Genomic DNA, 18,509 nt, shown 5'->3' on the forward strand with positions numbered 1-18,509 from the left:
GCTTGACGTTCTCGCGCGTTCATGTTCCTTATTTGTTCTCAACCCGTTCTAGTTGCAGACAGGGAGGCTAGCCGTGGCGCAGAGGTTGGAGCAAGCGGAAGAGCAAGACCAAGAGAACGAAACGGAAGGTCAGTTCACCTATGCGTTCGGAGTTCTGGACGCGTATTTCGAAGACATTCCGCTGAGCAAGCTCGTGACGACCACCCGGCAGTTTCCCGGCCACATGCGAGTGGACGTCCAAGCCGCGCTCGACAAGCAGCTGGCAGCACACGTCGACTTGTTCGGACTTGCCGAGGAACACTACGAAACGCTGTCGTTTGCGCGCCTGCTCCGCGACGATCGGATCGCCGTGGCGATCGCCCCGCTGCAATATTCCGACGTCGATGTCGGCGACAGCAGTCCATCGCGCTGCCTCGACAACGGTTTGTGGCTCTGCGAGCACGACGGTTTGCGCTATGCCGTCCTGCTCTGCGCCAACCGCGACTCCCGTCGCGAGCCCGGCATCCGTATCGAAATCGTGGTGTCTGCGGGAAGCGCTGGGGCGGCTGTGGTGCAGCGTTGCTTCGGCGCGCTCGAAGAAGCCGTGCAGGCCGCGCGCACCTATCGCGGCAAGATCCTGTCGCTTGAGGAGTCTTCCGACTATCGCGGCCTAGCCCGCGGCATCAATGTGCACCGGTTGCCCGCCGTCGAACGCGACGAGGTGATCCTGCCGGAGCGGACTCTGCGGCTGCTCGATCGCAACGTGCTGAATTTCGTCGGCACCCGCGAGCAGCTGCGGCGGCTCGGACAATCGACGCGCAAGGGCATCCTGCTTTATGGACCGCCCGGCACCGGCAAGACCCATACGATCCGCTACCTCGCAACGCATCTGCCTGAACAAACCACCCTGATTATCACGGCCGAGCAGATCGGCCTTCTCAGCGCCTATATGAGTCTGGCACGGCTGCTGCAGCCCTCCATGGTGGTGATTGAGGACGTCGACCTGATCGCGCGCGACCGCCGCAACATGGGGCCGTGCGAAGAATCCATGCTCAACAGGCTGCTCAATGAGATGGACGGGCTGAAGCAGGATGCCGACATCCTGTTCGTTCTCACCACCAACCGGCCGCAGGACCTTGAAGCCGCCCTTGCCGGTCGCCCCGGCCGCATCGACCAGGCCATCGAAGTCCCGCTACCGGACGAACATGGCCGCAGCAAGCTGGTGCGCCTCTACGGCAAGGCATTGCCGCTCGACGACGCGATCATCATCGAGGCTGCCCGCCGCAGCGAGGGCACGAGTTGCGCCTTCATCAAGGAGCTGATGCGCCGGCTGGCGCAAGCCAGCCTGGCGCGCGACGGCGGTAAGTCGATCGTCTCGGCCGACATCGACGAAGCCCTCGACGACATGCTGTTCTCCGGCGGCCGGCTCAATGCGCGGTTGCTCGGCGCGGCACAGGCGATGGCAGCGGAGTGACGTTCGCTCATTCATCCGGCCTATCGCGCCTCACGGCGCGCAGGTGAAGCTCGCCGCTTCCGTCACCGGGCCGCTCTTGTAGTGCGGCCAGGCCGGCCAGCGGCACAACGGCAGCGAGCGCGTCGCGGCAAACGACGGTGCCTCGACCTTCTGCTCCCTGACCTCTAAGTCGCCGGGCGCTTTGCCGTTCTCGACCCAGTCGACCAGAACGCTCAGCATATCGACATTGGCGGGGGCGCCGGAGCCGACATGGTCGACGCCAGGCGCAGTGTAGAGGCGCGCGAACTCCGCGGTCTCGGCCTTGCCCATCTTGCGCTCGACACTCTCGAAATAGCGAATGCCGGCATAGGGGCTCTGGGCGTAGTCGGCCATATGCTCCAGCACGATCAGCCGGCCGCCCCGCGCCCGGAAGCGGCTGAGATCGGGGTCGGTGGAATCCATCAGGTTGGACACTTCGAGCAGCCTCGCCTTGTGGTCCTCCACCTTGTAGGTGGTGACGTCGAGCTTCGGATCACGCGCGAAGACATATTGGATGCCGCCGGCGCCGTAGATCCAGGCGATGCCGTTGTTCGGCGCGGGCGGCTGTGCCGGCGGCGCGGTGCCGAGCCACCAGGAGACCCAGCCGCCGGTCGGCCCGACCGCGGGGATGTCCTCGCCGGAGACGCCCCAGCCCGGATAATCGTCGAGACCATTGGCGAGCGCGAAGGGGAATTTGTAGGTCGCATGCAGCGTGTTCACGGCCTTGATCTGCGCGTCGGTCAGGCATTGGTCGCCGCTTTGCCCGGCCGCGCAGCGCAGCGTCTCGATCTTGAAGGCCGCCTTGCAGCCGACGGGATCCTGCACCAGCGCATCGTCGGAGCCGTCGGCCTTGTCGCAAGCCGCGCGCACGGCCTCGCCCACGAGCTTGACCTGTGCCGGGTTGATCCAGCCCTCGCCCATGGTGACGAGACCCGAGCGCGTGCCGGCATGCTGCAGTCCGACCCAGTTGATCACGGGCACGCGGGCGAAGATTCCGTCGAAATCATCAGGATAGCGCTGCGCCATGGTGAGGCCTTCGCGGCCGCCCTCTGACGAGCCCATGAAGTACAGCTTCTCCGGCTTCCTGCCGTAGGCGCGCTGCATCAGCCCGACCGCGGCGTCGCGCACCTTCTTGTAGGCGCGATGGGCGAAATTCTCGAACGCCTCGTCATTCAGCGCAAACACCTGCGGCGGCTCGCCCTGCTTGGTCTCGTGGCCGGAGTCGGTGCCGTAGGTGACGAAGCCGCGCGCCAGCGGCGAGGGCTTGTCGAAGGGGTAGGCCGGCGGCAGCGTAAGGCCGGTGATCAGCACGCCGTTGAAGCCGCCGCCGCCATATTGCAACGAGCGACCATTCCATTCGACGGGAAGGTTGACCTGGAATTTGATCGGGGGCGCCTTGGGATCGGTGGGATCGATATGGCCGAGCACCTTGCAGAAGCCCGGATTGGCCGGCGTGATGCGTGCTGACGGCGTCGGCCCGCGCTCGGCTACGGCCATTTGCGACGGCGCCTGCAGGATCGCGGAATCGATCTTCACGGCGTCAGCGCCGCCGACGAGCCCCTTGCAGACAGTCTCGGCGTCTTCCGGCAGCGTTGCCGCCAACGCACCACTCGCGCTCATTACGGCCGCAGTACCCACCAGCCATGCACACAGCTTCGCTCTGTTGCGCTTCATCGTTTCCACCCGGCTTGTTCTGTTGCGTTCGGTACTTGGCCGCATTCAATGCAACCTTCGCCCGTCCGTCAATCGCTGACGCTGGCTTTCCGTCAGAACGAGCCCAGCGCAGTGCCCAGGACGATCACCGCCAGCAGCGCCAGGAGCGAGGTCACGATACCGACCATGACGATATCGAAATAGCTGTCGCGATGGGTCAGGCCGCAGATCGCGAGCAGGCTGACCACCGCACCGTTATGCGGCAGGATGTCCAACGTTCCCGCGCCGATCACCGCCACGCGATGCATCAGCGCAAGGTCGATGCCGTGGCGCGCGGCAACTTCGACATAGGTCGGGCCGAGAGCATCGAGGGCGATGGTCAGGCCGCCCGACGCCGACCCGGTCAGCGCGGCCAGGATGTTGGTCGCGACGGCGAGCGAGACCAGCGGTCCCCCTTCGATCGCCAGCACCCAGTCGCGCACGATCGTGAACGCCGGCAGCGAGGCCACGACGGCGCCGAAGCCGACGAGGCTAGCGACGCTGAACGCAGGCAGGACCGACGCATTGGCCCCGGCGTCCATGGTCCGGCGCAGCACCGGCAGGCGCGCCCAGTTCAGCGCGATGGCCGTCACGATGGCGGCAGCCAGCGCCACCGCGACCGACCACACGCCTGCGACCGCCGCAAGCGTCGTGTCACCAAAGCGCGGCTCGGCGAGATAACTGACATCGAGCCGCGGCAGCACCACCAGCGACATCACCAGGTTGACGGTCACGACGACGACGAGCGGCGCCATGGCGTTCAGCACGGGCGATGGCCGCTCGCTGCGATGACCGTGCTGTAGCTCTCCCGGATCGAACTCGCGGGCAGTCGTCGCGCGCTCGCGCACGAGCTCGTCGGCAGCGGTCTGCTCGATCGCGCCCTCGGCGTCGTCGCCATAACCTTCCCCGGCGCGGCGCGCCGCAGCTTCGGCGCGATGCAGCCACCACAATCCGGCGCCGAGAATGATGAGCGAGCCGACGACGCCGAGGCCCGGCGCGGCAAACGGCGTCGTGCCGAAGAACGGCATCGGAATCGCATTCTGGATCGACGGCGTGCCAGGAAGGGCCGACATGGTGAAGGTCGACGTTCCCAGCACGATCGCGGCCGGGATCAGACGACGCGGAATCGAAGCGGCACGAAACAGCGACCGGGCCATGGGAACGATGACGAAGAACGCAACGAACAGGCTGACACCACCATAGGTCACCAGCGCGCCGGCGAGCACGACCGCCAGGATCACGCGCCGTTCGCCGAGGCGCTCCGCCATGAAGCCGGCGACCGACGTCACCGCGCCACAGTCGTCCATCAACTTGCCGAAGACGGCGCCAAGCAGAAAGATCGGAAAGAACTGCGCCAGAAATCCCGCCGCGTTCACCATGAACACCTGGGTCAGGTTCGCGAGCAGCGGCTCACCGCCGAACAACGCGGCAATGAGTGCGGCGAACGGCGCGAGCAGCAGGACGCTCCAGCCGCGGAAGGCGAATAGGACGAGCAGACCGAGCCCGACGAGGAGACCGAGGAGACCCATGCCTCAGCACTCCGACAGCAGGACATCGAGATCGGCGGTCGAGCGGTGGCCGATCTCCGCGCCGTGCTCGGCGAGGAAGTCGTCCGCGGCCATGCGTCCCTCGGCGCGCAGCATCGAGACGAACTCCCACTCCGCGTTGAGCTTCGAGGAGGCCCCGAACTTCGCCAGCATATCGCTCTTGATCCGGTGTGTGCGCATCTTCGCCCAGCGCGCGCCCTCGCCGCTGCCCGGATCGGCCGCCTGACGCAGCAGCGCGATCATGCGCAGCTCCTTCATCAGCGGCGAGTTGAAGGAGATTTCGTTGAGACGGTTGAGGATCTCCGCAGCCGTCCGCGGTTGCTCCGGCCGCTCGGTCGGATTGATCTGGACGAGAATGGTGTCATGCGCGTCGCTTTCGCGGACCAGCGGCGTGATTGTCGGGTTGCCGGCATAGCCGCCGTCCCAATAGGGCTCGCCGTCGATCTCGATCGCGCGGAACATGGTGGGAAGACAGGCCGATGCCAGCAGCACGTCGGCCGTGATCTCTGCGTTGCGGAAGATACGTCCGCGCCCGGTGCGTACCCGCGTCGCGGTGATGAACAGCTGGATCGGCGAGCGCACGAGGCGTTCGAAATCGATACTCTCGGCCAGCACCGCGCGCAGCGGATTGTAACCGGTCGGATTGAGGTCGTAGGGCGAGAGCACACGCGACATCAAATCGGTGAGGATATAGAAGGGCGACGTATCGAGGGTCCAGCGCCCCATCAAGCGGTCGAGCGGAGAACGTTGTAGCGGGCTGAAGGCCGCGGCCTTCGAAACACGGCGCCAGTACCGGTCGAGCGCCTCTCGCGCGCCCTCGGCGCCGCCGCCGGTCCAGCCGTCCGCCAGAACCGCCGCATTCATCGCGCCTGCGGAGGTTCCGGAGATTGCGGCGATCTCCAGCCATTTCTCTTCCAGAAGACGGTCGAGCACACCCCAGGAGAAGGCGCCGTGCGAACCGCCGCCCTGCAGCGCGAGATCAATCAGTACGGCGTCCCGTTCCATGGCGGACACTCACGCAACTGAAGCTCAAATTCGACATGATTTTTGATCGGGCCGAAATCGACGGCAGTGTGGGAGCAGTTGCTACAAGTTGCAACCGGAACGTGGGGTGATCTAGAGCTATTTCCGTTCTGATGCGATCGGAACGGAAACGGCTCTGAATTCTGATTGACGCTATTTCTTTATATCCGCTTCGCTCGAAAACGCTCTAATGCTCGAACACCAGCCGCGCTCCGACCGTTCCCTCGAGGCCGCGGATCTGCTGCAGCAGCTCGCCGGAATCGTGACCACCGAGATCGGCGTCGAGCACGACGTAGCCGAGGTCGCCGGCGGTCTCCAGATATTGGGCGGCGATGTTGATGTCGCGCTGGAGGAAGACCTCGTTCAGCCGCCGCAACATGCCCGGCACGTTGCGATGGACATGGCTGAAGCGTGCGCCGGAGGGACGAAGATGCAGCTGCACCTCCGGAAAATTCACCGCGCCCATGGTCGAGCCGGTGATGAAATAGTCGACCAGCTTGCGCGCGACCTCGCCGCCGATCCGCTCCTGCGCCTCCTCGGTCGAGCCGCCGATATGGGGGGTGAGGATGACGTTCTCAATGCCCTGAATGGGACTGTTGAAACGATCGGCATTCGATGAAGGCTCGACGGGAAAGACGTCGACGGCCGCGCCGGCGAGATGGCCATCGCGCAAGGCGCGCGCCAGCGCATCGAGATCGACCACGGTGCCGCGGCTGTTGTTGATCAGGAACGAGCCCGGCTTCATGGCCCGCAGCTCCTTCTCGCCGATCATGCCCGCAGTCTCCGGCGTTTCCGGCACGTGCAGGCTGACGACATCGCTCTGCGCCAGCAGCTCTTCGAGCTTCTCGACCGGCTCGGTGTTGCCGTGGCGAAGCTTGTCGGTGCGGTCGAAATAGATCACGCGCATGCCCATGGCTTCGGCCAAGGTCGAAAGCTGCGAGCCGATATTGCCGTAGCCGACGATGCCGAGCGTGCGGCCGCGCACCTCGCGGCTGCCCGCCGCCGACTTGTCCCAGCCCCCGGCATGGGCCGACACCGAACGCGGAAAGATCCGCCGCAGCAGCATCACGATCTCGCCGATGACGAGCTCGGCGACGCTGCGCGTGTTGGAGAATGGGGCGTTGAAGACGGGAATACCGCGCTTGCGCGCTGCCGAAAGATCGACCTGGTTGGTGCCGACGCTGAAGCAGCCGACCGCGAGAAGCTGGCCGGCCGCCGCCAGAACCTCATCCGTGATCTGCGTGCGCGAACGGATGCCGAGCAGAGACACGCCCTCGAGCGCGCGCCGCAGATCTGCGCCGTCCAGAGCCTTGGTCAGCCGTTCGACATTGGTGAAGCCAGCGCTCGTGAACAGGTCGACAGCGCTATCATTGACGCCTTCGAGCAGCAGCGCCTTGGCGCTTCGCTCAGGGCTTTGGCCTGGGGCGGACATGGCATCTCCGTAAGTAGCCGCTTTGCCTGAGCACATAGACCGCGGGCGATACGCAGCACAATAGGGAGCGGATACGAGAAGAGGACGGCCGGAGCCGAGGATGCGCTTGGCATCCCAGAGCTCGCTCAAATCACATAGAACCCGTGCGTACCGTCGCGGCGGAGCTGTTCGACGAGGCCGTATTCCCAATCGAGATAGGCCTGCATCGCGGCTTCGGCCACGTCGGTGCCTTCATAGGGCCGGCGGTAGCGGTGGGCCGGATCGGGCTTCGGCAAGACCTGCGGTGGACCGATTTCCAGTGCGCAATCATAGCCGCCCTCGAGCACATAGACTTCCCACCCCATCTGCGCCAGCCAGGACGCCGTCATGTCGGCGCGCACGCTTTTGTCGTCGGTCAGGACGATGCGCGCGCCGCGCACGGGAGCGGCCATGTCGGTTTCCTGCACGAGCTGGCCGCCGGGATAGTGGCGGAAGCCGGGGAGATGGCCGGCTGTATAGTCCTCTGCATCGCGCACGTCGAAGCGATACAGCGTGCGATGGGTCTCTGCGACCAGCGCCGCCAGCTCGTTCGCTCCGATATGGCGAACACCGGCGCGATAGGCGACATCGCGAGCATTGGCCGGACCGCCCTCGAACGAGCCGATCGCACCGCGCCTGCCGGCGCCGTGATTGAGCGCGTGCCGCGCTAGGACCCAGCCGATGGTGCCGTTGCGCAGCGCCCGCACCTTGTTGGGCACGCCGGCATTGATCAGCGACTGGGTGCCGATGATGGAGCGGGTGCGGCCGGCGCAATTGACGATGATGGTGGTGTCGGGATCGGGCGCGGCCTGGCCTGCCCGGAGCACCAGCTCCGCGCCGGGCACGCTGACCGAGCCCGGGATGTTCATGGTCGCATATTCGTCGAAGCGGCGGACGTCGAGGATGGCGATGTTGGCTTTGTCGGCGATCAGCTTTGCCACCTCATCGGCACTCAGCGAGGGCGTGTGGCGACGGGACTCGACCAGCTCGCCGAAAGCCTTGGAATAGGAATTGACGTCCTCGAAAACCTCGAAGCCCGCATCGCGCCACGCCTTCAGCCCGCCCTCGAGTGCGCTGACATTGGTGAAGCCGAGCGCGGCAAGGCGTTCGGCGCCGGTCGCGACCAGCCCCTCGCCGTCATCATAGAGCACGATCGCCACGTCCTTGCGCGGCAGCCGCACCTCGGCCTCCACTACAATCCGGTCCGCGGCCAAGTTGGCCGCGAACAGCGGATGACCGGTGGCGAAGGCTGCCTCGTATCTGAGATCGAGCAGGGCAATTTCTTCGCGCAGGAGCAGCGCGCGGCGGATATCGGCGGGGGTGACGGTCGGAAGCTTCATGGCGAAACCTGACAAGGACGTGCCACGGGCTTTTGAACGATTGTCGAGGTGTTGGCTAGCCTCTTCGGCAGCAACTCACTCGCCCGGAACGAGCCGCCCGAGCGGCGCCTGCGCCGGGCGCCGCAACCTGCGGCGCGACAGATAGAGCAGGATTCCGGTGACCGAGAACAGCGGCATCAGGGCCGCGGCAATCATGAAGGCGAGCTTGCCGGGCCAGCCCAGGATCGCGCCGCGATGGATATCGAGCACGTTGGCGATGATCTTCTCGCCCAACGTCTTGTCGGCGTAACGTTCCGCGGAGGCGAGCTGACCGGTGACGGCATCGATGCGGAATTCATCGCGCGTGGTGTCGAGCGTCGAATCCTTGCCCCACGACCGGATCCGTATCGCCGTGCCGGGGCTGGGGGGCAGCGTCAGCAGAGCCCTGGCGAAGCGGTCGCCCTCCTCACGCCGGAACGTCGTCCATGCCAGGTCGAACCCGATCGGCTGGGCCGGCTCGGAACGGGCCGCCGCACGCGGTGCCTTCGCGGACATTTTTGGCTGCATCTTCGCGGCACTGACCTCGGGACGTGCCAGCAGCCAGACGACGCCGTCCTTGTACCAATCGAACGAGTACCACAGGCCGGTGAGCGTCATCACCAGATAGACCGGAAGAACCCAGGTGCCGATCACCGCATGCAGCGAACGATGCAGCCCGCGTCCGCTGAGACCGAGATTGGGATTGAGCCACATCTTCAAGCTGCGCGCGCGGCGGGGCCAGCGCAGCACGAGACCCGAGACCAGCATGACGATCAGACCGAGAGCGGCCACACCGGTGATCTGGCGGCCCCAGCCCTTGGCATCGCCAGGGATCAGCAGCCAGCGATGCAGCTTCCGAACCGTCGCGAAGAACGCCTCGCCGCGCGGCGCACCCAGCACGCGCGCATCATAGGGATCGACATAGAGCGAATTCGGCCGCTCGCCCTGCGCGTCGCGCGCGAAGCGGACCCGCACGGCCGCAGTCGGATCGCTCGACAACATGACGGCCGAGACCTTGCCCAGATCCTGCCCCGCCCCCAGCCGCGCGACCAGCTCGTCCGGCATCAGCGCCGGCATCTCGCGCGGTGCTACATGCATGATGCCGGCGTTGAGATGATCGACGATCTCGTCCTCGAAACTCATGATCGCGCCGGTCAGCGCGATCAAAGCGAGCAGCACCGCGAGCACCAGGCCCGCGATGGAATGGACCTGGAGCAGGACAGTTTTGATCATGTGCCCCGGCCGCGCGGCCATGGCTAGAACTTCACCGTCGCCGAGAGAGACACCCGGCGCGCGTCGCCGATAGCGACGTTTAGATTATTCACGGCTGAGGGATAGTAGACCGTGTCGAACAGGTTCTTGACGTTCACCTGGTACACCACCGGAAACTGCTCGTGTTTCGTCTCGTAAGTCGCAAAGAGGTCTGCGACGACATAGGACGGCAGGAAGAAGCTGTTGATCGAATCGCCGGGACGGTCGCCGACATAGCGCGCGCCGCCGCCGAGACGGAGCTGGCCGGGCAAGGCGGTGCCGAAGTCGTAGACCAGATAGAGCGAAGCGGTGTTCAAGGCGACGTTTTGCAGCTTCTTGCCGAGCAACGTCAGATCATCGGAGGCCGTCACGCGGGCGTCCGTATAGCCATAGCTCCCAATCAACGCCCAACTGTCGGTGAGCCTGCCGGTGACGTCGATTTCGAGGCCGCGCGAATGAGCGCGGCCGACGGTGTGAAGCTCCACCACGCCCGCGCCGTTCGTCTTCGTCGTTTGCACATTCTTCTTGTCGAGGTCGTAGAATGCGACGGTCCCGGAGATGCGCTGGTTGATGTCGAACTTCACGCCGGTCTCGTACGAAACACCCTCCTCGGGCGCGACCCTGGAGTCGATCACCACGCCGATCGGCGCAATCGTCGAATTCGGCTTCAGCGATTCGGTGTAGCTTGCATAAAGCGAGATCTGATCGGTCAGCTTGAAGATCGCGCCGCCAAGCGGGAGCACCTTGTCTTGCGAAACGTTTGTGTTGGTGTTGAACGGCTTTCCGCGTCCGGCGATCTGATCGTAGTCCATATAGCGCACACCACCGACCAGTGCGAACCGCTCGGTCAGATGCAGCGTGTCCTGGAAGAACAGCGACCACTGGCCAAGCTTGTCGGTCTGGGCGCTGTCGGGATTCGACACCCTTGTTCCCGGCCCGATCAGCCCATAGACAGGATCGTAGACGTTGAAGGCGGGAGTTGTCTGCCGGATCAAAACATCGCGGTAAATCGTGCGATACTGACCGTCGCCGCCGAATAGCACCTCGTTGCGCATGTCGCCGAGCCAGAAGCCGCCCGAGACATAGGATGTCCCATAGCTGACATTGCTCAGCGAGCTTCCCGTGCCGTCGTTGCTGCGCGTCTCGACGCCGGTCGTGAAATTGATGCCGGTGATGCGGAGCTGGTTGGCGCTGAAGGTTTCGGTGTTGTAGCTGTAGCCTGCGTTGAGCTTCCAATCCTGGTTGAAGCGGTGCTCGACCGAAGCCTGGATCAGATCGGACGTGCCCCAGGTGTTGTTGAAAGGCTCATCCAGCCGGCGCGTAGCGGGCACGGCCAGCGGCGCCTTCGTCACCGGATTGAACGCGGTGCCGCGGTCGAACGGATAGATGAACTCGCGGTGCTCGTAGTTCAGCTGCACCGTGGTGTCCTGGCCGTACCACGCGAGCGAGGGGGCAACCAGCATCTCGCGGTGACGGCCGAAATTCCGCCAATAATCCTCGCTGACGCCGTAGCCGATGAAACGATAGGCGAGCCCCTGGTCGCCGATCGGGCCGGTGACGTCGAGCAGGCCGTCGGCGCCGGTCTTGGAGGCACTGAAGGCCGAGCCGAGTAGCGTGACCGAGCCGTGCTGATAGAGCTCGGGCCGCTTGCTGATGGTGTTGACGATGCCGCCGGGATCCATGATGCCGTAGAGCAGCGAGGCCGGGCCCTTCAGCACCTCGACGCTTTCGACCGCAGGATTGAGACTGCGGCCCTGCACCAGCGGCATGCCGTTGCGCATGATCGAGCCGTCGCGGTTGTCGCCGAAGCCACGGCGGATCACCGCGTCCTGGCTGCCGGCGAGCGTGTTGGTCTGGGTGACGCCGGAGACGTTGCTCAGCGCGTCGTCGATGTTGCGCGGGAGCTGGTCCTTCAGCACCTGCGCGGGCACGACGTTGACGGCCTGCGAGGTGTCGAGCGGCGAGGCGCCGCTGCGCAGCGTGGTCGCACTCGGCATCGCGCGGTAGCCGAGCTTGGCGGCTTGCTGTGCGGCGGCTTCGGCGGCGGCGCGCTCCGACAGCGTCGGCGCCGCGGGTGCGGAATTGCGACTGGACTGGCGGCGCGCCGCCGTTTGCGCGCGGCGTGGCGACTGCTCCGATGCACGCGCCGGCTTCGGCCGTGGCGCCGGCGCCTCCACCGTCACCGGCGGCAGAGCCGATTGCGCCTGTGCGCTCGTCGTGATGGAGGGATATTCGATGAGCAGCACCGCTGCTCCCATGAGAAGACCTGCACGGCTCTTGCCGGCACGAGTTCGATGGCCGTTGTCACGTTGGCCATCCACGAAGGCACGCACTTTCATTCCACTTCAAGTCAGGAGCATTGAAGTGTGCGCCTGTAACAGCCGCCGCGATCGAGGAGAACCGTAGCCGGGCTTGAATTGCTCTAGTGTTGAATTGTTCTAAGAGGAGGCGGATGCTGAACAGCAATCATGAATTGCCGGTGCACCGCGCATGACACGCTGCACGCGAAATCGTGGCCCGATATTTCACGATCACGCGATGGCGGGAGCGATCAACTCGTCGAGCTTCCGCTTGAACGCACTGCCGTCCGACAAAGCGCGAAGCGGCGGACGGACGCGCAGCCAACCTGCATCGCCGGTCTGCATCGCGAGGATCGCCTTCAGCGTTGCGACCAGGGAGGGCGTCTTCAGCACGACGTCGATCGCCGCCTGCATGCGCGCTTCGACGTTCTTGCCGTCAACCATCGCCTTGACCAGCTCCGGCGCAATGTTGGCCATGCCGCAGATGGTGCCGGCGCCGCCGGCGGCGATCGCGCGAGTGATATCGGCTTCGTTGCCGACGGTGATAGCGAGCTCGGGCGCGGCGGCACGGAATGCCTGGAACTGCTTGAAGTCGCCGCTGGAGTCCTTCAGACCCGCAACCACTTGGCCGTAGCGCTTGCGCAGGCTTGCGGCGACTGTCGTCGGGATCGCAACGCCCGAGACTTGCGGAATGTGGTAGAGCGAGGCGCGCAGACGATCGTCGGCAACACCGTCGATGATGGCGGCAAAGGCATCCTCGATGCCCTCAGGCGTGGCACTCCGATCGAAATAGGGCGGCAGCAGCAACACGTGGCGCAGGCCGAGGCCGAGCACGGCGCGCGTCAGCGCGATACTGTCCGTGATGGCAGGAAAGCCGCCGCCGATTCCGATGCGCTCCGCCGCGACCCCGGCCTTGAGCATCGCTTCGATCGTTGCAATGCGTTCGGCGGCATTGAATGAGGTCCCCTCGCCGGTGGTGCCGAACAGCACGACGCCGTCGACGCCCTTGCTGAACAGCTGCTTGGCGTGAGAGGCGAGCTTGGGGGCGTCCACACTGCCGTCCGTCGCCAGCGGTGTCGCCGACGCCACCCAGAACCCGCGAATCGCCTCGGTCATCACACCACCCTTTGCTGCGGCGCCCGGCCAAGCCGCTGATCTTCAACGATCTTTCGCGCTTGCCGCGGCCTTGTTTTCACTTTAATGTTGCTCTTGTACCTTACATACAACATTGATGCAAATCCTCCGCGCCATGTGCGCGGCAGATCTTGAGGAGGTCTCGCATGGACATGGTGACCCCCACCGGACACCCCGACCAATTGCTCGGCGTGTTGCGCGATAGGCTCGGCACGGCGGCGGTGCTTGTTGGCACCGATGTGCCGGCGCGCAATTGCAACGACTGGAGCGCGAGCCTGCCGCAGACGCCGCGCGCGGTGATCCGCCCCGTCGATGCGCAGGGCGTCGCCGATGCGATTGCGACCTGCCGGCAGGCGCATCTGCCGTTCGTGCCGCAGGGCGGCCTGACCGGCCTGTGCCGCGGCGCTTCGCCTGAAGCTGGCTGGGTCGCGATCTCGCTGGAGCGCATGACGGGCATCGAGGAGATCGATCGCGCCTCGATGACGATGACGGTGAAGGCCGGCACGCCGCTGGAGACGATTCAGAAGGCGGCGGACGAAGCCGGCTTCTTCTTTCCGCTCGATCTCGGCTCGCGCGGCTCCTGCGCGATCGGCGGCAATCTCTCGACCAACGCCGGCGGCAACCGCGTGATCCGTTACGGCATGGCGCGCGAGCTGGTGCTTGGTCTCGAAGTGGTGCTGCCGGACGGCACGATCATCACCAGCCTCAACAAGCTGATGAAGAACAATGCAGGCTATGATCTGAAGCATCTGTTCATCGGCTCGGAAGGCACCCTCGGCATCATCACCCGCGTGGTGCTAAAACTGTTCCCGAAGCCGCGCTCGACCATGGCCGCGCTGTGCGCGTTGAAGGATTATGCCGCGGTGATTGCGCTGCTCGACGCGGCGCGCTCAGGGCTCGGCCCGCTGCTGTCCGCCTTCGAGGTGATGTGGCCGGATTATTGGGACGTGATCACGAATCGCGCCGGCGTGAAGCCGCCGGTCGCCCCAAGCCACGGTCTCTACGTGCTGGTGGAAGCGCAGGGCACCGACGAGAGCGTCGATGCGCCGCGCTTCCAGAGCTGGCTCGAGGAGCTGATGGAGCGCGGGCTGCTGGCGGATGCCGCGGTGGCGCAATCGCTGGCGCAGACGCTGAGCTTCTGGCGCGTGCGCGACATCTGCGCCGAGTTCGGCCAGGTGCTGGGGCCGCACATCTCCTACGACATCGGCCTTGCGGTGGCACGGATGGACGAGTTCGTCACACGCTGCAAGGCGGCGCTCGCTGCGGGCATCGAGGGTTGCGAGAGCGTCTATTACGGCCATATCGGCGACGGCAATCTGCATCTCGTCTCCTGGGTCACCGGCCTTTCCGTCGCGCAGCAGCCGAAGGAGGAGATGGACGCGATCATCTACGGTCTGGTCCGCGAGCTCGGCGGCAGCGTCTCCGCCGAGCACGGGATCGGCACCTTGAAGAAGCAATGGCTGGGCCATGCGAGGGGCGAGGCCGAGATCGCGCTGATGCGCACGCTCAAGGCGGCGCTCGACCCCGATCACCTGCTCAATCCCGGGAAGGTGATCTGAACGCACCATGCGATCGCTCAAGCTCGATACGCCGAAATCGCTGTCGCAGCGGGTGATGCTGCGGCTGCGCCAAGCCATCATCGACGGCGAGTTCGCATTAGGCGCTGCCATCTCCGAGGAGATGGTGGCCAATTCCTTCGGCGTCAGCCGCACGCCGGTGCGCGAAGCGATGGGCCAGCTGCAGGCGCAGGGACTCGTGGTGATCCGACCCCAGGTCGGCAGCTTCGTCTTCACGCCGAGTGCGGACGACATCCATGCGCTCTGCACCTTCCGCATTGCGCTCGAGCCCAAGGCCGCCGAGCTCGCCTTCGGCAATGACCGCGACGGCGCGATCGCGTCCATGGGCGCGGCGATCGCGGCGATGGAGCCGGCCGTCGCGGCAAAGGACAACATCGCCTATGGCCGCGCCGACACCGCTTTTCACGAGGCGCTGTTCGCCCATTGCGGCAACCGCTATCTCGCCGAATCCTATCAGCTCGTCTCCGGCCGCGTCGCCGCGCTCCGCACCAATCTGACCTCGCCGATCGACGTGCGCACCCGCACGTCCTTCGACGAGCACCGCAAGCTGCTCGATCTGTTCGCGCGCGGCGAGTTCGCCGCCTTCGAAGGCCTGATGACGACGCACATCACGAATTCGGGAATGGTCTATGCCACGGCGCTGAAGGTGGATTGAGCGCGTTATTGTTTTGAGCATGATCTTTTCGGAAAGCCGCTACGCACTTTTCCGGATCATGCTCTACCGCTCCTCCTTCGATCCCGGCCTGTCCAGAAAATCCAGCGCGGTGTTGATCTGCTCGAGCTGGTGCTCGATTCGGTCGCGATCCTCCACCGATGGCGCCTGTTCGAGCTGTTCCACCAGCTTCTGCTTCCGCATCAGCAAGTTCTCTATGACCGTACCCACGATTCCCCCATCGCCAGAGGCGACGTCACGAGCGCCGAATCGATGGAGGCGCGCGCAACCCGGGCCCGCGTCGAACCCTCCATCTGAATGTTGCTGGGAGCGATTGGTTCCTCCGGCGCCGTGCCGGATCGCACTACTTCTTGGTGATATTCCAGTAGACCGGGACCGCCCCCTTTACGAGGCCGTCAACGTTGCTGCGTACCGCCCGCACCAGATAGAGCTGTGCAGCAGGCCAATACGGCACATAGTCGACGGCGCGGAGCTGGAGGTCGGCTGCGATCTTCTTTTTCTGCTCGGGATCTGTCGCCAACGCGAATTCGTTGCGCAGCTTTTCGATCTGCTCGTCGCAAGGCCAGCCGAACCAGGCCTTGTCGCAGTTTGCGCGCAGCCCAAGGTGGCCGACCGGCTCGAACATGTCGGCGCCCGTCGGTCCCGACATGAACAGCGACCAGCCGCCCTTGTCGACGGTTTCCTTGGACGCGCGGCGTCCAACCAGCGTGCCCCAGTCCATCGCCTGCGGCTCGACCTTGAGGCCGATCTGGCGCATCATCTGCTCGGCGACGAGGCTAAACGTATTCGTCGGTCCGCTCTCGGTCGCGTGCAGCACCACGACCGGCGTACCGTCATAACCGCTGTCGGCGATCAGCTTCTTGGCCTTTTCGATATCGGGCTTGGTCCAGCCGGCAGCCGTGAAATAGGGCGACGAGCACATGTAGAAGCTCGGGCAGCTCTTGTAGAGCTTGGGGTCGCTGACATAGGCTCGCGCGAACTTGTCCTGGTCGATCATGTAGCTGATCGCCTGCCGGACCTTTTGATTGTTGAACGGCGGGGCCGAAATGTTCATGCGGAACACCATCTGCATGCCGAGCGTGTCCTGCGGCATCGTCTTGATGTCGGGATTGCCGGCAAGCGTCGGCAGGAAGTCCGGCGGCACCTCCTCGAAAATGTCGATCTCGCCGGCCTGGAGTGCATTGAGCGCGGTCTGCGCATCCGGGATGTAATGCCATTCGACCCGGTCGACCTTGGCGAGCTTACCGCCGGCAAGGCCGCTCGCCGGCTCCGCGCGCGACTTGTAGGACGGGCTCTTGACGTAAACGACCTTGGAGCCCGGAACCCACTCGTCCTTCTTCATGATGAAAGGACCCGAGCCGGTCGCATCCGTGATGGCGGTGTCCGCCGGCGTCGCAGCGATCCCCTTCGGCATGATGAAGGGCACATTGGAGCTCGGCTTGGAGAGCGCCTCGATCACCAGCCCCCAAGGACGTTTGAGCTTCAGCTCGAAGGTTTTTTCGTCCTTAACGGTCAGGCTGTCGCTGACGGAGGCAAGCTGTTGCCCAAGGCCGTCACGCTGCCACCAGCGCTTCAGCGAAACGACCGCGTCTTCCGCGGTGACCGGCTGAGCGTTGCTGAAAGTCAGGCCGCCGCGCAGCGTGAAGGAATAGGTGAGTTGATCGCCGCTGACCGCGAAGGACTCCAGCATTTGCGGTTGCGCGACGAGCTTCTCGTCCAGCGAGAACAGCGTGTCGTACACCATATAGCCGTGGTTACGAACCATATAGTCGGACGTGATCACGGGATCGATCTGCTTGAGATCGCCGAAGGGGCGGATCTTGAGCACCGTCTCCGCAACGGCAGGCGATATTGCACCCAGCCAACCTGCCGCCATCATGACCGCAAATATTCCATTCGGCGATCTCATTTGGTACTCCTCCCGTTTTCGGTTTCTAGGCAACTGCGTCGGGGGCTACTGCCCGGCCCGGACCCGGCGCGTCGAAGCGTGGCAGCGATCCTGCGTGATGACAGGCGACGGCATGGCCGGGCGTGATTTCAGTCATCGCCGGCGCCGCTTGCGCGCAAATGTCCGTCGCGAACGGACACCGCGTGCGAAAGCGGCATCCGGACGGCAGCGCGGCGGCGCTCGGCACCTCGCCTTCGAGAGCCGCGCGGCGGCGCCGGTTGCGCGGGTGGACCGCAGGCACGGAACCGATCAACGCCCGCGTATACGGATGCACCGGTGCAGCGAACACGGCTTTCGCCGGCCCCTGCTCGACGATGGCGCCGAGATACATCACCGCGACGTCGTCCGCGAGATAGCGCACCACGGCGAGATCATGCGAGATGAACAGATAGGAGATCCCGATCTCGCGCTGCACATCCTTCAGGAGATTCAGGATCTGGGAGCGGATCGACACGTCCAGCGCCGCGACCGCCTCGTCCGCGACGATCAGCGCGGGATCCGCGGCGAGCGCCCGCGCGATGCCGAGGCGCTGCCGCTGTCCGCCCGATAGATGATGCGGCAGACGTGCGCGAAAATGTTGGGGCAGGCCGACCTGGTCGAACAGACGCGCGACCTTCCGCCGTCGCGACACCGCGTCGCCGATGCCGAAATTCTGCAGGGGCTCTTCGACGATCTCCGCCGCGGTCATGCGCGAGTTGAGGCAGGCGAAGGGATCCTGGAACACCATCTGCACCTGTTGGCGCTTCCTGCGCAGCGTCTCGCCGGAGAGATTGCCGAAGTCCTCGCCATTGATGTGGACGGAGCCGGCCGTCGGCCGCAACAGGCGCACGACCATGCGGCCGATCGTGGTCTTGCCGCAGCCGCTTTCACCAACGAGGCAGAAGGTACGTCCGCGCGCGACGACGAAGCTGACGTCGTCGACGGCGCGAAGATCGCGCCGGCCGAACAATCCGAACGGCCCCTGCCGTGAGGTGAAGATCTGGGTCAGACCTGAGACTTCGAGGACGGCGCTCATGCCGGCACCATCGCGCCGGCCTTGCCCAGCCAGCATGCCGTCAGGTGCTCGTCAGCGCCCGACAACAACG

Annotated in this window: 14 protein-coding genes; 3 read left to right on the top strand and 11 right to left on the bottom strand. The window is 65.1% G+C overall.

Annotation, left to right across the window (positions count from 1 at the left end; translation table 11 throughout):
* Positions 1-73: 73 nt before the first annotated feature.
* Positions 74-1,453 (top strand): ATP-binding protein, encoded by a 1,380-nt coding sequence (locus tag ACM43_RS07460; protein ID WP_271539337.1) that lies wholly within the window; start codon positions 74-76, stop codon positions 1,451-1,453.
* A gap of 30 nt (positions 1,454-1,483) precedes the next feature.
* Here the strand turns inward: ACM43_RS07460 and ACM43_RS07465 are convergent, their stop codons facing one another.
* The 8 genes from ACM43_RS07465 to ACM43_RS07500 all read right to left on the bottom strand — a co-directional run bounded on the left by ACM43_RS07465 (position 1,484) and on the right by ACM43_RS07500 (position 13,208).
* Positions 1,484-3,145, bottom strand: a complete 1,662-nt coding sequence (locus ACM43_RS07465; protein WP_271539339.1) for a tannase/feruloyl esterase family alpha/beta hydrolase — start codon at positions 3,143-3,145, stop codon at positions 1,484-1,486.
* Between the two features lie 92 nt (positions 3,146-3,237).
* Positions 3,238-4,692, bottom strand: coding sequence for a GntP family permease (locus tag ACM43_RS07470; RefSeq protein WP_271539341.1), 1,455 nt, complete (start codon positions 4,690-4,692; stop codon positions 3,238-3,240).
* 3 nt (positions 4,693-4,695) lie between these two features.
* Complete coding sequence (locus ACM43_RS07475; protein WP_271539343.1) at positions 4,696-5,715, bottom strand: patatin-like phospholipase family protein; 1,020 nt, start codon at positions 5,713-5,715, stop codon at positions 4,696-4,698.
* A 205-nt stretch (positions 5,716-5,920) separates the two neighbouring features.
* Entirely contained in the window at positions 5,921-7,165 is a 1,245-nt protein-coding gene (gene serA, locus ACM43_RS07480) for a phosphoglycerate dehydrogenase (protein WP_271539345.1), read from the bottom strand.
* A gap of 125 nt (positions 7,166-7,290) precedes the next feature.
* A complete protein-coding gene (locus ACM43_RS07485) occupies positions 7,291-8,523 on the bottom strand; it encodes a rhodanese-like domain-containing protein (RefSeq protein WP_271539348.1) in 1,233 nt (410 codons plus the stop codon).
* A 75-nt stretch (positions 8,524-8,598) separates the two neighbouring features.
* Positions 8,599-9,795, bottom strand: a complete 1,197-nt coding sequence (locus ACM43_RS07490; RefSeq protein ID WP_271539350.1) for a PepSY-associated TM helix domain-containing protein — start codon at positions 9,793-9,795, stop codon at positions 8,599-8,601.
* A gap of 2 nt (positions 9,796-9,797) precedes the next feature.
* Positions 9,798-12,131, bottom strand: coding sequence for a TonB-dependent siderophore receptor (locus ACM43_RS07495; protein WP_271539352.1), 2,334 nt, complete (start codon positions 12,129-12,131; stop codon positions 9,798-9,800).
* A 192-nt stretch (positions 12,132-12,323) separates the two neighbouring features.
* Positions 12,324-13,208: a dihydrodipicolinate synthase family protein gene (locus ACM43_RS07500; protein ID WP_271539354.1), complete on the bottom strand. Its 885-nt coding sequence runs from the start codon at positions 13,206-13,208 to the stop codon at positions 12,324-12,326.
* 164 nt (positions 13,209-13,372) lie between these two features.
* Here ACM43_RS07500 and ACM43_RS07505 point away from each other — a divergent pair, with 164 nt between their 5' ends.
* Entirely contained in the window at positions 13,373-14,785 is a 1,413-nt protein-coding gene (locus ACM43_RS07505) for an FAD-binding oxidoreductase (RefSeq protein ID WP_271539356.1), read from the top strand.
* Positions 14,786-14,792: 7 nt separating this feature from the next.
* A complete protein-coding gene (locus tag ACM43_RS07510) occupies positions 14,793-15,458 on the top strand; it encodes a GntR family transcriptional regulator (protein ID WP_271539358.1) in 666 nt (221 codons plus the stop codon).
* Between the two features lie 63 nt (positions 15,459-15,521).
* Here the strand turns inward: ACM43_RS07510 and ACM43_RS07515 are convergent, their stop codons facing one another.
* From ACM43_RS07515 to ACM43_RS07525, 3 genes are all read right to left on the bottom strand, one after another.
* Complete coding sequence (locus ACM43_RS07515; protein ID WP_162130853.1) at positions 15,522-15,659, bottom strand: hypothetical protein; 138 nt, start codon at positions 15,657-15,659, stop codon at positions 15,522-15,524.
* 160 nt (positions 15,660-15,819) lie between these two features.
* Positions 15,820-17,385 (bottom strand): ABC transporter substrate-binding protein, encoded by a 1,566-nt coding sequence (locus tag ACM43_RS07520; RefSeq protein WP_271539361.1) that lies wholly within the window; start codon positions 17,383-17,385, stop codon positions 15,820-15,822.
* A 25-nt stretch (positions 17,386-17,410) separates the two neighbouring features.
* Complete coding sequence (locus tag ACM43_RS07525; protein WP_271539363.1) at positions 17,411-18,439, bottom strand: ABC transporter ATP-binding protein; 1,029 nt, start codon at positions 18,437-18,439, stop codon at positions 17,411-17,413.
* Positions 18,440-18,509: the final 70 nt, after the last annotated feature.

It is taken from the genome of Bradyrhizobium sp. CCBAU 45321 (genome assembly GCF_028128975.1).
GTDB classification, from domain to species: Bacteria; Pseudomonadota; Alphaproteobacteria; order Rhizobiales; family Xanthobacteraceae; genus Bradyrhizobium; species Bradyrhizobium yuanmingense.

What these genes read in the sequence shown, in the direction of transcription:
- ACM43_RS07505 (WP_271539356.1), top strand. Translation starts at nt 13,373, where the DNA reads ATGGACATGGTGACCCCCACCGGACACCCCGACCAATTGCTCGGCGTG.
- ACM43_RS07470 (WP_271539341.1), bottom strand. Translation starts at nt 4,692, where the DNA reads ATGGGTCTCCTCGGTCTCCTCGTCGGGCTCGGTCTGCTCGTCCTATTC.
- ACM43_RS07500 (WP_271539354.1), bottom strand. Translation starts at nt 13,208, where the DNA reads ATGACCGAGGCGATTCGCGGGTTCTGGGTGGCGTCGGCGACACCGCTG.
- ACM43_RS07490 (WP_271539350.1), bottom strand. Translation starts at nt 9,795, where the DNA reads ATGGCCGCGCGGCCGGGGCACATGATCAAAACTGTCCTGCTCCAGGTC.
- ACM43_RS07520 (WP_271539361.1), bottom strand. Translation starts at nt 17,385, where the DNA reads ATGAGATCGCCGAATGGAATATTTGCGGTCATGATGGCGGCAGGTTGG.
- serA (WP_271539345.1), bottom strand. Translation starts at nt 7,165, where the DNA reads ATGTCCGCCCCAGGCCAAAGCCCTGAGCGAAGCGCCAAGGCGCTGCTG.
- ACM43_RS07495 (WP_271539352.1), bottom strand. Translation starts at nt 12,131, where the DNA reads ATGAAAGTGCGTGCCTTCGTGGATGGCCAACGTGACAACGGCCATCGA.
- ACM43_RS07525 (WP_271539363.1), bottom strand. Translation starts at nt 18,439, where the DNA reads ATGAGCGCCGTCCTCGAAGTCTCAGGTCTGACCCAGATCTTCACCTCA.
- ACM43_RS07475 (WP_271539343.1), bottom strand. Translation starts at nt 5,715, where the DNA reads ATGGAACGGGACGCCGTACTGATTGATCTCGCGCTGCAGGGCGGCGGT.
- ACM43_RS07465 (WP_271539339.1), bottom strand. Translation starts at nt 3,145, where the DNA reads ATGAAGCGCAACAGAGCGAAGCTGTGTGCATGGCTGGTGGGTACTGCG.
- ACM43_RS07510 (WP_271539358.1), top strand. Translation starts at nt 14,793, where the DNA reads ATGCGATCGCTCAAGCTCGATACGCCGAAATCGCTGTCGCAGCGGGTG.
- ACM43_RS07485 (WP_271539348.1), bottom strand. Translation starts at nt 8,523, where the DNA reads ATGAAGCTTCCGACCGTCACCCCCGCCGATATCCGCCGCGCGCTGCTC.
- ACM43_RS07515 (WP_162130853.1), bottom strand. Translation starts at nt 15,659, where the DNA reads ATGCGGAAGCAGAAGCTGGTGGAACAGCTCGAACAGGCGCCATCGGTG.